This is a genomic window from Blautia sp. AM23-13AC (assembly GCF_003435675.1).
GTDB lineage: Bacteria > Bacillota > Clostridia > Lachnospirales > Lachnospiraceae > Fusicatenibacter > Fusicatenibacter saccharivorans.
This window is the reverse complement of the sequence record NZ_QTUL01000001.1, coordinates 165,495-179,093: the sequence shown is the minus strand read 5'-3', so window position 1 is coordinate 179,093 and position 13,599 is coordinate 165,495. Positions and strand designations below refer to the sequence as shown.

Sequence of the window (13,599 nt, the reverse complement as noted above, 5' to 3'; positions counted from 1 at the left end):
TTGAGATGGGGCTCTGGAGAATTACAATATAGTAATCGGCAGGAGCGTGTTTGAAAAACTTTCTGAAACTAAGAAATCCTTTTTAAACACGCTCCGGCTGTCTGGACAGAAAATTCGGATATCGAGAACAAAGGTGGAGAAAACTTATGCAGATTTATCAGGGAAAAAGCGTATTTTCCGGCATTGCGATCGGAAAGATCCGCGTATACAAAAAGAATGAGCGTCAGGTAAAACGTGTGAAAGTAGAAAATCCGGATGCGGAGATGGCACGGTTTGAGGAAGCAAAGGCAAAAGGAATCGCACAGCTTGGCGTTCTGTATGAAAAAGCATGCAAAGAGGTTGGCGAGGCCAATGCAGCGATCTTCGAGGTACATCAGATGATGATGGAGGACGACGGCTACAACGAGTCCGTCGAGAATATTATCAAGAGCCAGGGCGTCAACGCTGAGTATGCCGTTGCAACGACAGGCGACAACTTTGCGCAGATGTTTTCTGCCATGGACGATGATTACATGAGAGAGCGCGCGGCAGACGTAAAGGATATTTCCGAGCGTCTGATCTCCATCTTAAACGGAGACGACACCGACGCATCCTTAAACGACGAACCGGCGATCATCGTGGCAGATGACCTTGCGCCGTCTGAGACGGTACAGATGGATAAGGACAAAGTTCTTTCTTTTGTTACCGTACACGGTTCTTTAAATTCCCACACCGCTATCCTTGCAAGAACCATGGCGATTCCGGCACTGGTCGGAACACCGCTTCCGCTGGATGAGAGCGTAGACGGAAAGCTCGGCATCGTGGACGGATCCGATGGAACCATCTATGTTGATCCGGACGAGGAGACTCTTGCTGCCATGCAGAAGCGTCGCACCGAGGAGGAGGAAAAGAAAAAACTGCTCCTCACCTTAAAGGGAAAAGAAAATATTACACTGGACGGACAGAAAATTCTGCTGTATGCTAATATTGGAAACATCAAAGACCTTGCGGCTGTCATGCAGAACGACGCGGGCGGCATCGGCCTGTTCCGAAGCGAGTTTATCTATCTTGAGCAGGATCACTATCCAACAGAGGAGGAGCAGTTCCGTATCTACAAACAGGCAGCAGAGACGATGGCGGGAAAACGCGTCATCATCCGTACCCTCGATATCGGTGCCGATAAACAGTGCGATTATTTCGAGATGGAAAAAGAGGAGAATCCGGCACTTGGCTGCCGTGCGATCCGCATCTGCCTGACGCGGCCGGAGATCTTCAAGACACAGCTTCGCGCGCTGTTCCGCGCAAGCGCATATGGAAAAATTGCCATTATGTATCCAATGATCACAAGTGTCGGCGAGGTTCGCCAGATCAAAGCGATTGTGGAGGAAGTAAAAGCTTCTCTTGCTGAGCAGGGCATTGAGTACGGAAATCCAGAGCAGGGTATCATGATCGAGACCCCGGCGGCTGCCATCATCAGCGATGAGCTGGCAAAAGAGGTTGATTTCTTCAGTATCGGAACGAACGACCTCAGTCAGTACACCCTCGCGATCGACCGCCAGAACACAAAGCTGGATCCGTTCTTTGATCCGCATCACCCGGCGATCCTGCGCATGATTCAGATGGTTGTGGAGAATGCACACAAAGCCGGCATCTGGGCCGGTATCTGCGGCGAACTCGGCGCTGACCAGGAGCTGACAAAAGAGTTCCTTGCGATGGGCGTAGATGAACTTTCCGTTTCTCCGGGAAGCATCCTTCCGCTCCGCAAGATCATTCTGGAAACAAACGTGGCAGAATATAAGGCAGGAAAGAAATGTTAACACAGCAGAGACATGAGATAATTTTGAAACTGTTAAAAGAAAAGGGAAGCATCACCGTGACGGAAGTCCGGGATCTTCTCGATACATCGGAGTCCACGGTACGCCGCGATATCACAGCGCTCGACAAGGAGGGCAAGCTGGAAAAGGTATTCGGCGGCGCCGTGGAAGCCGGCCAGAAGGTGACGGCACACGAGTACACCGTTGCACAGAAAAATGAGCTGAACTGCGATGCCAAACGGAAAATCGCAGAATATGCGGCATCCCTCATCGAGCCGGACGATTTCGTCTTTCTCGACGCGGGAACGACAACGGCGCATATGATCGATTTCATCCGGGCAACCTCCGCCGTTTTCGTGACAAACGCCGTTGCCCACGCACAGCGGCTGGCATCACGCGGGTTTAAGGTCATTCTGGTAGGCGGCGAGCTCAAAAGCTCCACAGAAGCCGTCGTCGGAAACCAGGCAATCCGCACGATCCAGGAGTATCATTTCACCAAAGGCTTTTTCGGCACCAACGGTGTCACAAGAAGAAGCGGCTGCACAACGCCGGATGTCAATGAAGCAGTAATCAAAAAGACCGCCATGGAGCAGTGCCGCCAGTGCTACGTCCTCTGTGACGCAAGCAAATTTAACAGCATCAGTTCCGTTACCTTCGCAGACTTTGAAAAACCGATTTTTATCACGGACCGGAAAGTTCCCGGGTATGAGAAGAGCAAACATATCATCGTATGCGAGACGGAGCGAAAATAAAAAGCCAACATCTTACACGCACATAAATTGCAAAGCGCCCCGGCCCTGCAGATCATTTGGATGCAGGACCGGGGCGCCGTTTACAGACTTATTCTTTGATTTCCGCCAGCGTTACATCTGGATGATGATACTGCGGACGATGTTTCAAAAATGGAACTTTAAGCAGGGTAGCATTCTTGGGACACCAGTGAAGACAGGCATAACAGGCTGCACAGGAATGTCCTCCATAAAAATACGATGCAGTAACAAAATCTTCTTTTGGCAGACTTCCGTCAGATGTAAAGTTTGTTTTTTGTTCTTTTATAAAAGATATGATAGATTTTAACCGTTCCGGTGCTTTTTTCAGTCGTTCCAGATTTTCCTGCTCTGAGCTGATTAAACAGTTGCCTGGCATCTGCAGATCAAAGACAGCCGACAGGTTTGCACCGCTGCGGGAAAGTGCCTGACTTAGGCTGACAAAAGAATTTCCGCTTTTTCCATTGTTAGAAGTCATGACGACAAAAGTATAGCAGTCAGGATTGACCGTTAACTTCAATAAAAATTCTTTTACAATCCATGGCAGATCGCTCATGTAGGTGGGAAAGACAAAACCGATTATATCGTTTTTGCAGAAAAAATTGCTTTCTGTTTTATAATATTCTCAACAGGCTGATTCAGCTCTTTTCCAATTTCTTTTGCAGCCCAAAGCGAATTACCAGTTCCGGTAAAATAAAAAATCATAAGTTTTTCCCTCTCTTTTTGAAGTTTATGACGGAGAAAATATTTTTATCCGTTTGCTTTATATTATTTTAAAACTATGATGTTGGGGTCAAAAGCCCCTCTATAGTACCTTGAAAAGTTCATATATTTTGTAGTAAATACAAGCCTAAATGGTTTACTTGCTGTATAATAGAGATATCTTAGTAGGAAAGAAGGCAATCTCTATGTCATTCAAAGAAAATACTTACCAGCAAATGTCATTTACAGATAGTTTTTCTGGATTAACTGCCAGAGAACAAAAAGCATTGGAAAAATCCTGGGCAAAAGTCTTTGCCGATGAAATATTTCCTGCCATTGATGAAAAGCGTTTTTCTGTCTTATACAGCGATAAGGCATCCAGACCGAATACTCCGGTCAACGTGATTGTTGGTGCGCTCATTATCAAAGAGCTTTTTGATTATTCCGATGACGAGATGGTCGAAAATCTTATGCTGGATTTTCGAATTCAGTACGCACTGCACACAACAAGTTTTGAAGAACAGCCTTTGAGTGACAAGACCTTAAGCCGTTTCCGCAAGAGGTGCTATGATTATGAAACACTTCACAACAAGGATCTTTACCATGATTGTGTGAAAGATTTAAGTGCTTCCATTGCAAAACTGATGGGAATCAGCGGTAAAGTCAGACGTATGGATTCCATGATGATCGAATCCAACGTCCGCAGGCTCAGCCGAATGGAACTGATATACACCTGCATTGTAAAGCTGGCGATGTATGTGAATAAAATCAATGGTTCCGTTCTGTCTGACGATTTAAAACATTATATCGATCCTAACGATTTTAACAGAGTGATTTATCATCAGCGCAGTACCGATGCAGATGAGCGCATGAAGCAACTCTTAACGGATGCGGATAAACTTCTTGCCCTGTGTGAGTCTGATTACAATGATTCAACAGAGTATGATCTGTTTGTCAGATGCCTGTCAGAACAGACCATTGTTGAAAATGAAAACCGAAGACTCCGCACGAAAGAAGACGGCGGCATGAAATCAACCATGCTGCAGAATCCTTCTGACCCTGAAGCGACATTCCGGAATAAAGCAGGAAAAGAGCATCGAGGATATGCTGCTAATCTTGAAGAATCCGTTGGAGCCGATGGTTCTGTTGTAACAGAGTACCAGTATGAGCAAAACAACCATAGTGACAGTCAGTTTATCCAGGAGCACCTTGCGCAGATGGATAACCAGGAAGAACGGACTGTTATAGTCACGGATGGAGCATATAGTGGAACAGAAAACACACAACTTGCAGCTCATAAAAACGTAGAACTGATTACCACAAGTCTGACGGGGAAACCGGCTCCGTATATCCTTGCTGATTTTGAATTCAACGAAGAGGGAACAAAAGTCCTCCGATGTCCAGCCGGCCATGCACCGAAAAGCTGTTCTTATATGAAACCAAGCAATCAGTGTGCCGTTTCCTCTCTGCATGAGCAGTGTGCCAACTGTCCGTAGCAGGATCAATGCAAGCCGAAGATCTTTAAGAAGGTTGCAAAAATAGTAACATCCAAAGCAGCGCATGAACGTGCGAAAATCCAACGGAACATGAATAGCAAAGAATTCAAAAATTATGCAAGGCTGCGTAATGGAGTGGAAACTGTTCCATCGAATATACGCAAGAATTACCACTTGGAAAAGATACCTCGTGGGAAACAGCGGGGCAAGTTCTTTTTCGGTTCCAAGATAGCAGCATTGAATTTCAGAAAACTCTTTATAGAAATAGAGGACAAAGTTATTTATGGTTTTGACCCCAACATCAAAACTATTGTAGTATAACATAGAAAGAAAAACTTACGGTAAACGACGCAGATAAATCAATTTTTATATATTGTACGAGGAGCACGAATATGGAAAAAGAAACCGTCATTTTGACTTGCAGTTCGCTGGAACGTTATGTGAAACGGGCACAGGAGAAGATGCATACCAATTATCCGATTATAGTCATTGACCGGATCTATCACGTAGAGCCGGCGACTATGAAAACGGTGATCTGGCAGGAACTGGAAAAAAGAAAAAGGAAGCCGGATACGATTCTGGCTGCCATGGGATTTTGCGGAGGAGTTTGGGACCAGGTGCGGGCACAGGTAAGGACTGTGATTCCAAGAGTAGATGATTGTGTGTCCCTGCTTTTAGCCACAGATGACCGGTACATCCCCAACCGCAAGGAGAGCGGGCATCTGTATCTTTATGAGGATGAGCCCGAAAAATTTTCTGTGTTATCACTATTGAAAGATTATCGGAAAGCATCCAAGGAATTTCAGGGACTAGATGAAGAAACGTTGTTCCACATGTGGTTTGACCAGTATTATTTTCTGGATATCATTGATACCGGGTATAATGATTGTTATGAACTTGCGTATGCGGAGCAGGCGCAGAAAAATGCAGATATGATTCATGCAGCGTTGGACTATGTGCAGGGAAGTAACCGAATCCTGGAAAAACTGGTGTCGGGAGAATGGGATGAGCAGTTTCTGGTAGCTGAACCCGGGCATTTGATCCGGCATGGGGATTTTTTCTGAGTGGAAAAGGATGTTCCAGCCCAGAGATCTGGCATTTTTGGAAGGTCTTGTACTATTTTTATGTAAAATGGAAAGATGCTGAGAAATTAGTTTGGCATTGACAGATCAGCAAATCTGTGATATTGTCCAACTATGCATAGAGCATATTTGAAAAATGCTTTTCGAAGACGCTTTAAAGCATGAATAGAAAAAAGAAAGAACATGAACGTGTAAAGGTGAGGGAATGTATCTGAAATAATTTAAGCTGGAAAACACAATTGTATTTTGGTAAGACCTGTTTGAAACGGGTTATTTTGTGTACGCTTAAATTAGATACTTAGACGATTCGTTATGTTCCGACACCAGTGCCATGCACGCTGTGTCTGTTTAGGATGCGGGTCTGTTTTGCGTACGCAAAGCGGGCTCGCTTTTTAAATACTCTAGGCAGAATTTTTTATGCCGTGAGAAAAAGAAAAACAGGCAGAAGGGAGTTTTTATGGCACAGATCAATGTCAGTAATCTAACCTTTGGGTATGAAGGAAGTTATGATACAATCTTTGAAAATGTATCGTTTTCAATCGACACTAGCTGGAAGCTTGGTTTTGTGGGAAGAAACGGAAAGGGAAAGACAACGTTTCTTCAGTTACTCCTGGGAAAATACGAATACCAGGGAGCGATCACCCGATCGGTTGTCTTCGATTATTTTCCGTATCCGGTGAAACAAAAAGATCTGGAACGGACAGCAGCGGAGCTGATGGAAGACTGGAAAGCGGGAGTAGAGAGCTGGAGAGTTCTTTGTGAATTGGAAAAAGTGGATATGGACGCAGAACTTTTGTACAGACCATTTGGTACGTTAAGCTTTGGGGAGCGGACCAGGGTCATGCTTGCAGTCCTTTTTTCCGGTGAAAATGATTTTCTGCTGATCGATGAACCCACCAACCATTTGGATCAGGACGCCAGAGAGATTATCAAAAAATATCTGGCGTCAAAAAAAGGATTTATTCTGGTATCCCACGACAGGGATCTGCTGGACGCCTGTATCGATCATGTGCTGGTTTTAAACCGGGCCTCGATCGAAGTGCAGAGCGGCAATTTTTCCAGCTGGTGGGAAAATAAGGAAAAAGCAGACAACTTCGCCAGAATGGAACATGAAAAACATGTAAAAGAAATTGGAAAACTAAAGGCAGCCGCCGACCGTTCTTCGCGCTGGGCAGAAAAAAATGAAAATACCAAGATTGGGTATGATCCAGCCAAAGAACATGACAGATCGATATCGACACGATCGTATATCGGAGCAAAGACGAAGAAAATGCAGTCGCGCGTCAAAGCGTACGAGGAGAGAATGGACCGGGAGATCGAGAAAAAGGAAGGGCTGTTAAAAGATATCGAAACGGTAAAAGATTTAAAGATTATGCCGCTTTCCCATTACAAAGAACGGCTGATCGAATGCAGGGATTTTTCCTTAAAATATCGGGATGGAAAAGAACATGTGATCACCGGATTGAATTTTGAACTGAAACAAGGAGACCGTGTTTTTCTGAAAGGAAAAAATGGCTGTGGAAAATCCAGCCTGATCAAGTATATTCTGACGCAGAACCTGCAAAATTCTTCCAATGGCGGAATCGAAAAGCGGAAAATTACGATGTCCGGATGCGAAAATCTTTCCGGCGAAAATATAATGGCAACGGGTACCTGTTCGATTGCCTCAAATCTCGTTATTTCCTATATCAACCAGGATACCTCGCATCTGTCCGGAACGCTGAAAGAATTTGCCAAAAAGCAGGAAATTGATGAGCCAATGCTCCTTTCCATGTTGCGCAGCCTGGATCTGGACAGAGAACAGTTTGTAAAAAACATGGAGGAATTTTCCGAGGGACAGAAGAAAAAAGTATTGATTGCTGCCAGCCTTTTAACACCTGCGTATCTCTATCTGTGGGATGAACCGCTGAATTATATTGATGTATTTTCACGGATGCAGATTGAGAAACTGATTGCGCAGTTCCAGCCAACGATGCTGATCGTGGAGCATGATGCAAGGTTTGCCAAAAAGCTGGCAACGAAAGTGGTAGAGCTTTGACCAGAAGAATAAACGGAAAGGTTATGACTGAAAAAAAACGAGACTTCTTATGGAGGTCTCGTTTTGCTATGATTAAAAATAGTAAAAAAAGGAGGAATTCACATTATGACAAAAAGAAAAATAATGCTGATTACGGTTTGCTTTGCTATTTTTGCTATATCGCTTCTGCTATCCAGACAGTTTTTTAAAAGCGCTGGAAAAAGGAATATGGATGTTCCGGCAGCGGGATCTGAACAGATAGAGGATTCAAAGGATACAGAAGAAATGACAGAGCTGGAAGAAACAGAAAGAACAGCAGCATCAGAAGGGGCAGCAGAACCGGAAAAAGTGGAAAATGTTACCATAGGAAGTGAGAAATACCGGGGATTTATCCTGGATTGTGTCCTGCATTCGGAGCAGGAGGGGGATATTCATTATAATGTATATATTCCGGATTCTTATGACGGAACAAAAGAATATGCATTATATGTAACACTGCCCGGCTATCAGGGACTGTACTTTCAAGGTGTGGGGGAAAATATCAGGACAGAGGATTTTGGTTTTGAGGCACAAAAATACAATTCGGAGATAATTATCGTAGCACCGCAGTTAAATGACTGGGGTGAGACATCCGCGGATCAGGCAATCGAGCTGACGTAGTATCTTCTTGAGAATTATAAGATCAATCCGGAAAAGTATATAGTAACGGCTATTCCGGCGGAGGAGAAACGCTGGCGCTGATCCTGGGAAAAAAGCCGGAACTGTTTACTGCAGCGCTCATGTGCAGCTCCAAATGGGATGGAGTATATGAACCGGTGACAGAGGCAAAAACACCGGTCTATTTTGTGATTGGCGAAAGTGATGAATATTATGGATCAGAACCGTTTAAAGAAGCGTATCAGATTTTATATGAGCTGTATGCAGAGCAGGGTTTAGCAAAATCCGAAATAGACAATTTGCTGGTACTGGATATAAAAGAGAAAAATTACTTTGCAGGAACGAAAGTGACTTATCAGCACGGAGGCGGTTATCTGTTCTGTCGGGATGAAAAAATTATGGGATGGCTGTTTGGACATTAAGAGTCATGGAAAAATATATTGCAAAATTCCAAAGAAGTCTATAGTATGATAGTAGAGCGCGTTTGAAAAATCATTTCCGCATTCTGTGCGTTCCATTTTGCGGTATGTTTCACTCTTTTGCCGGCATGATGGCAGCAAAAAGATAAAATAAAAAAGGAGTCGACATGGAAAGAAAAAATCGTGGCATCTTAAAAAACAAGTTATTTTTGTATCTGACAGAATTTTTTTCCGGAATGTCTGTGATGGCGGTAGAACTTGGTGCGAGCAGGCTGCTTGCCCCGTATTTTAGTTCTTCACAGATTGTATGGACGATCATCATCGGAACCATCATGATTGCTATGGCACTGGGAAATATCTATGGAGGCAGAACGGCGGACAAGTCGCCCAATCCGGACAAGCTCTATGGACGTATCATCGTAGCTGCTTTATGGATTGCGTTAATTCCCGTGGTCGGAAAATATATCATTGTTGGCATTTCTGCGGTTCTGATTTTTTCCGTAAATAACAATTTTCTGATCCTGGCTGCGTTTGTGGCCTGTATGGTAATTTTTGTGTTCCCGTTATTTTTACTGGGTACGGTAACTCCGTCGCTGGTCAAATATTCGGTGAGCAATCTGGATGATAACGGAAAAACGGTGGGAACACTGGGAGCATTCAATACGATCGGCAGCATTATTGGTACCTTTGTGCCGACGTTTGTTACGATCCCTGCGGTTGGAACATCGATCACTTTTCTGATCTTTGCGGGAATTTTACTTGCGTTATCCATCGTGTATTTTGTGATGGAAAAAGCAGGGAAAAAGAAAGTGATTGCATCGGTACTTATTTTCGCGTTCTGCTGTGGAACAGGTTATTCCGATTCCTTCGCATTCTGGGAAAACAACCTGACATATGAGGGAGAGTCTGTATACAACTATCTTCAGGTGTACGAAAATGATGAGAGAGTAGCATTGTCTACCAATGTTCTGTTTGGCGTACAGTCTGTCTATATGAAGCAGGATGAACTGACCGGAATGTACTATGATTATGCGATGGCGGCGCCGCTTATGCTCAAAGACAAGCCGACAGATCAGATGGATGTGCTGATCCTTGGCATGGGTACGGGAACCTACGCCACACAGTGCAGGAAATATTTTGGGGACATGAATATCGAAGGCGTAGAAATTGATGAGAAGATCACGGATCTCTCTCGGAAATATTTCTCACTCTCAGAGGATGTTCCGGTGACTACTTACGATGGAAGAGCGTTTTTAAACGCCTCGCAGAAAGCATATGATGTGATTATGGTTGATGCATATCAGGACATCACAATTCCATTCCAGATGTCCTCGAAAGAGTTCTTTGCGCTGGTGAAATCGCATCTGAAGGACGATGGCGTCATGGTGGTAAATATGAATATGCGAGGAACGAAAGAGGGAAACATCAATCAGTACCTTTCAGATACGATTGGAAGTGTCTTTACTACCGAGGTTATCGTCGATGTGGCGGGATCATCCAACCGGGAACTCTTTGCGTCGGACGATCCGGACATCGGAAAGAATCTGACGAAGCATACAGGCGAACTTACAAATGCAAATCTGAAAAATATGATGCAGGAAGTTGCTTCAAATCTTACAGAATATCAAAAAGGAAATTATATCCTCACAGATGACCAGGCGCCGGTGGAACTGCTTGGCATGCAGGTGATCGATGAATTGATTAAAGATGAGGTCCAATACTATAAAGATATCTATAAAGAACGGGGAATCAAAGGGTTGATGGAGTCTCTCTGATATTTGGGCGCAACATGGAAAAGCGTAAATCATGAAAATCTGGCTTGCGCTTACAAATGGGATTTCGATTTTGGTTATGAGCAAGTAGCGAAAGCGGATTGCGAATATCCGCTTGACTAAAGGAAGAAAGGGAAGGTAAATATAATGAAATTACAATCTATTTTTGACCAGACAGATTTTGTGCATGCAAGCGGCACAAAAGAAGAATTGCAGGTTGCAAATTATTTAAAGGAGCAGTGCGAGACATTAGGAGTCCCGGCAGAACTGGAAAGTTTCCGCGTTGCAATGGGCGAAATCGAAGAGGCACATTTGTATGCAGACGGGATGGGAATTCCATGCAAAGCGCTCACATGCTGCGGAAGCGGAAGCGTGGAAGGCGAACTCTACTATATGCCGGGAACCGATCCGGTTTCCGTTGCCGGTGCAAAAGATAAAATTGTGCTGATGGATACGCAGGGAATCGGATTTTTTGCGTACCAGGATTTGATGAAAGCAGGCGCGAAAGCGATTCTGTTCCAATATGGAAACAGCTATTACCCACATACAGACATTGATCAGAGAGATCTTCGGGAAGCCGTTGTCGGAGAGGAAAAGAAAGTGCTCTGCGCTATGATTCACTCCGCACAGGCAGTAGAACTTGTGAAAAATAAAGTAAAACAGATCCGTCTGGAAATCCGGCAGAAGGAATACGATGGAGAATCCCATAATGTGATTGCAGAATTGCCGGGAAAAAGAGAAGAATGGATCGTTTTAAGCGCGCATTATGATACGACATCGCTTTCGCATGGTGCATATGACAACATGAGCGGATGCGCAGGGCTTCTTGGAATCATGGAGCAGATGAAAGGGAAAGAGCTGAATTATGGTCTTCGGTTTGTATTCTGCGGAAGCGAAGAAAGAGGACTTTTAGGATCAAAAGCGTATGTCAGAGATCATGAAAAAGAACTGAGACAAACAGTACTGAACATCAATCTGGACATGATCGGAACGTATATGGGAAAATTTATCGCCTGTGTATCGGCAGAAGAAAAGCTTACCCATTACATCAGCTATATGGCTGCAGAAGTTGGATTTCCAATTGCGGCAGAAAACGGCGTCTATTCCAGTGATTCCACACCATTTGCCGATCATGGGGTTCCGGCTGTTTCGTTTGCGCGTATTGCCAACGGAAATGTCGCCCCGATTCACTGCCGCTACGATGTCAAAGATGTGATGTCGATGGAGCAGCTGCAAAAAGATATTGATTTCCTGACAGTATTTACCGGAAGATTCGCAAACGCAGCGGTCTGCCCGGTGGCAAGAGAAATACCGGAAACGATTCGGAAACAATTGGATGAATATTTGTTTCGCAAGAGAAAAGAAGCCTGATATACTTCGATCACGGATATGAGCAGCGAGACGAATTGCAAATAGGAAAAAGAACGACAGTGGCAGGAGAGAGAAACCATGAAAAAAATAGAACTGGTAGAAATCAGGCAGGTAAACGATGCCCTTGCAGAAATGGTTGCGCTGTTTCGAGTAGAACTGCGTTCCTATAAAGGAATTGCATCAAAACCGAACGTGGAAGACGGACGGGAAGAAATGAAGGAATACCTTTTAGCAGGATTTCCAGTGTTTGCCGCCACGGTGCATGGCGAATACGCAGGTTATGTTGTCTGTCGTATTGAGAGCGAGGTGGTGTGGGTGGAATCCATCTTTGTCAGAGAAGAGTACCGCCGGCAGGGAGTTGCTGCCGCACTGCATGGCAAGGCAGAAGAAATTGCAGCTTCTTATGGAAACGATACGGTTTACAACTATGTCCATCCCAATAACCACAGGATGATTGAATTTTTGGGAAAGCGTGGTTACACCGTTCTGAATCTAATTGAGATTCGTAAACCGTATCTGAATGAAAAACTGACGCAGACGATTACGGTTGGGGAACATGAATTTGATTATTGAGGGAGTCATTTTCATCCCACAATTCCAGAAAAGCCCGAAGTTCAGACGGAAGGCGCCCCTTGCGCCAGGCAAGCAGGATTTCGGTTGTAAGGTCTGCATCTGTGATGGTGCAGGCCTTTAATTTATGGGTAAGATTCAGCATGGAGGCCGGCAGAAGAGCGATGCCAAGGCCTTTTTCTGCCATTGTCATTGCCGTGCGGGCGTCCTCGCAGGTGAGATAGATATCGCAGAACAGACCCGCCTGCTCGAAAGCGGAGAGCATGTATTTCCGGTAGCGGTTCGACAGAATCAGCGGCTGCTCGGCAAGTTCCGTAAGCGAAAGGGTTTCACGCCCGGCAAAAAGCGGGTGAGAAGGGAGTGCCATGGCGGTGATGCTCTCTTTTAAAAGGGTCTTCGTCTCGCAACCATTTAAAACGATTGGCGTGCGGAGCGTGGTGAGATCCACCATGTGATTTTCGAGCTGGTCTTTTAAAGCAAAGGTAGAACCCTCGTGGACATCAAAATGGATGTGCGGGTATTTCCGGGAAAATCGCAGGAGATAGTCGGCGAGCAGCGAAACGGTGGATGGCGTCATGCCGATGTGGAGTGTCGCAGACTGACTGGATTTTACGACTTCGCGCCTGGTGAGATCCGCAAGCATCAGAAGCGTTCCTGCCTGTTCATACAGTGTTTTTCCTGCCTCGGTCAGGGTGATTTTCTTTGTACCGCGGATGAGAAGAGGCACCTGAAGCTCTTCCTCCAGCATTTTGATCTGATAACTTAACGGCGGCTGTGTCATATGCAGCACCCGTGCCGCCCCGCTGATGGTTCCCGCGTCCACGATGGCGCGGAAGTATTCGAGTTGTCGAAGTTCCATAAAAATCCTCCTGAAAAAACTATATAAAAATTATTCAATTTCAATATAAAAACAATAATTTACATATAGAATACGCCATGCTATACTGAAAAGC

The 13,599-nt window shown here is 44.8% G+C and carries 14 protein-coding genes; 10 read left to right on the top strand and 4 right to left on the bottom strand.

The features are described 5' to 3' along the window. Window positions 1–146 precede the first annotated feature (146 nt). Window positions 147–1,796 (top strand): phosphoenolpyruvate--protein phosphotransferase, encoded by a 1,650-nt coding sequence (gene ptsP / locus DW642_RS00815; protein WP_055265171.1) that lies wholly within the window; start codon window positions 147–149, stop codon window positions 1,794–1,796. Next, window positions 1,790–2,545, top strand: a complete 756-nt coding sequence (locus DW642_RS00810) for a DeoR/GlpR family DNA-binding transcription regulator (RefSeq protein WP_117508982.1) — start codon at window positions 1,790–1,792, stop codon at window positions 2,543–2,545. Before ptsP ends, DW642_RS00810 begins: the two co-directional genes overlap by 7 nt. 88 nt (window positions 2,546–2,633) lie before the next feature. Here the strand turns inward: DW642_RS00810 and DW642_RS00805 are convergent, their stop codons facing one another. Further along, window positions 2,634–3,080, bottom strand: coding sequence for a hypothetical protein (locus tag DW642_RS00805; protein WP_117760316.1), 447 nt, complete (start codon window positions 3,078–3,080; stop codon window positions 2,634–2,636). Between the two features lie 59 nt (window positions 3,081–3,139). Next, the gene (locus DW642_RS16400; protein ID WP_256359687.1) at window positions 3,140–3,265 is read right to left on the bottom strand and encodes a hypothetical protein; all 126 of its coding nucleotides are present in this window, start codon (window positions 3,263–3,265) and stop codon (window positions 3,140–3,142) included. Window positions 3,266–3,468: 203 nt separating this feature from the next. Between DW642_RS16400 and DW642_RS16115 the strand changes: the two genes are divergently transcribed. From DW642_RS16115 to DW642_RS16105, 5 genes are all read left to right on the top strand, one after another. Beyond that, window positions 3,469–4,758 (top strand): transposase, encoded by a 1,290-nt coding sequence (locus DW642_RS16115; RefSeq protein ID WP_242991097.1) that lies wholly within the window; start codon window positions 3,469–3,471, stop codon window positions 4,756–4,758. A gap of 392 nt (window positions 4,759–5,150) precedes the next feature. Next, the gene (locus DW642_RS00790) at window positions 5,151–5,822 is read left to right on the top strand and encodes a DUF1638 domain-containing protein (protein WP_055227877.1); all 672 of its coding nucleotides are present in this window, start codon (window positions 5,151–5,153) and stop codon (window positions 5,820–5,822) included. 475 nt (window positions 5,823–6,297) lie between these two features. After that, a complete protein-coding gene (locus DW642_RS00785; protein WP_117508980.1) occupies window positions 6,298–7,878 on the top strand; it encodes an ATP-binding cassette domain-containing protein in 1,581 nt (526 codons plus the stop codon). Window positions 7,879–7,983: 105 nt separating this feature from the next. Then, window positions 7,984–8,517, top strand: coding sequence for a hypothetical protein (locus tag DW642_RS16110; RefSeq protein WP_227093459.1), 534 nt, complete (start codon window positions 7,984–7,986; stop codon window positions 8,515–8,517). A 155-nt stretch (window positions 8,518–8,672) separates the two neighbouring features. Beyond that, complete coding sequence (locus tag DW642_RS16105; RefSeq protein WP_227093461.1) at window positions 8,673–8,936, top strand: hypothetical protein; 264 nt, start codon at window positions 8,673–8,675, stop codon at window positions 8,934–8,936. Window positions 8,937–8,974: 38 nt separating this feature from the next. Here DW642_RS16105 and DW642_RS16720 read toward each other — a convergent pair whose 3' ends face one another. After that, on the bottom strand, window positions 8,975–9,049 hold the full coding sequence (locus DW642_RS16720) for a DUF6783 domain-containing protein (protein ID WP_373141018.1): 75 nt from the start codon (window positions 9,047–9,049) through the stop codon (window positions 8,975–8,977). Between the two features lie 51 nt (window positions 9,050–9,100). Between DW642_RS16720 and DW642_RS00775 the strand changes: the two genes are divergently transcribed. The 3 genes from DW642_RS00775 (at window position 9,101) to DW642_RS00765 (ending at window position 12,649) form a co-directional block, all read left to right on the top strand. Then, window positions 9,101–10,708, top strand: a complete 1,608-nt coding sequence (locus DW642_RS00775; protein WP_055227879.1) for a spermidine synthase — start codon at window positions 9,101–9,103, stop codon at window positions 10,706–10,708. 144 nt (window positions 10,709–10,852) lie between these two features. Then, complete coding sequence (locus tag DW642_RS00770) at window positions 10,853–12,076, top strand: M28 family metallopeptidase (RefSeq protein WP_055227880.1); 1,224 nt, start codon at window positions 10,853–10,855, stop codon at window positions 12,074–12,076. Window positions 12,077–12,154: 78 nt separating this feature from the next. Further along, a complete protein-coding gene (locus DW642_RS00765) occupies window positions 12,155–12,649 on the top strand; it encodes a GNAT family N-acetyltransferase (RefSeq protein WP_055267834.1) in 495 nt (164 codons plus the stop codon). Here DW642_RS00765 and DW642_RS00760 read toward each other — a convergent pair. Further along, window positions 12,618–13,505: a LysR family transcriptional regulator gene (locus DW642_RS00760; RefSeq protein WP_117508979.1), complete on the bottom strand. Its 888-nt coding sequence runs from the start codon at window positions 13,503–13,505 to the stop codon at window positions 12,618–12,620. The genes DW642_RS00765 and DW642_RS00760 overlap by 32 nt on opposite strands. Between the last annotated feature and the right edge of the window lie 94 nt (window positions 13,506–13,599).

What these genes read in the sequence shown, in the direction of transcription:
- ptsP (WP_055265171.1), top strand. Translation starts at nt 147, where the DNA reads ATGCAGATTTATCAGGGAAAAAGCGTATTTTCCGGCATTGCGATCGGA.
- DW642_RS00810 (WP_117508982.1), top strand. Translation starts at nt 1,790, where the DNA reads ATGTTAACACAGCAGAGACATGAGATAATTTTGAAACTGTTAAAAGAA.
- DW642_RS16400 (WP_256359687.1), bottom strand. Translation starts at nt 3,265, where the DNA reads ATGATTTTTTATTTTACCGGAACTGGTAATTCGCTTTGGGCTGCAAAA.
- DW642_RS16115 (WP_242991097.1), top strand. Translation starts at nt 3,469, where the DNA reads ATGTCATTCAAAGAAAATACTTACCAGCAAATGTCATTTACAGATAGT.
- DW642_RS00790 (WP_055227877.1), top strand. Translation starts at nt 5,151, where the DNA reads ATGGAAAAAGAAACCGTCATTTTGACTTGCAGTTCGCTGGAACGTTAT.
- DW642_RS00785 (WP_117508980.1), top strand. Translation starts at nt 6,298, where the DNA reads ATGGCACAGATCAATGTCAGTAATCTAACCTTTGGGTATGAAGGAAGT.
- DW642_RS16110 (WP_227093459.1), top strand. Translation starts at nt 7,984, where the DNA reads ATGACAAAAAGAAAAATAATGCTGATTACGGTTTGCTTTGCTATTTTT.
- DW642_RS00775 (WP_055227879.1), top strand. Translation starts at nt 9,101, where the DNA reads ATGGAAAGAAAAAATCGTGGCATCTTAAAAAACAAGTTATTTTTGTAT.
- DW642_RS00770 (WP_055227880.1), top strand. Translation starts at nt 10,853, where the DNA reads ATGAAATTACAATCTATTTTTGACCAGACAGATTTTGTGCATGCAAGC.
- DW642_RS00765 (WP_055267834.1), top strand. Translation starts at nt 12,155, where the DNA reads ATGAAAAAAATAGAACTGGTAGAAATCAGGCAGGTAAACGATGCCCTT.
- DW642_RS00760 (WP_117508979.1), bottom strand. Translation starts at nt 13,505, where the DNA reads ATGGAACTTCGACAACTCGAATACTTCCGCGCCATCGTGGACGCGGGA.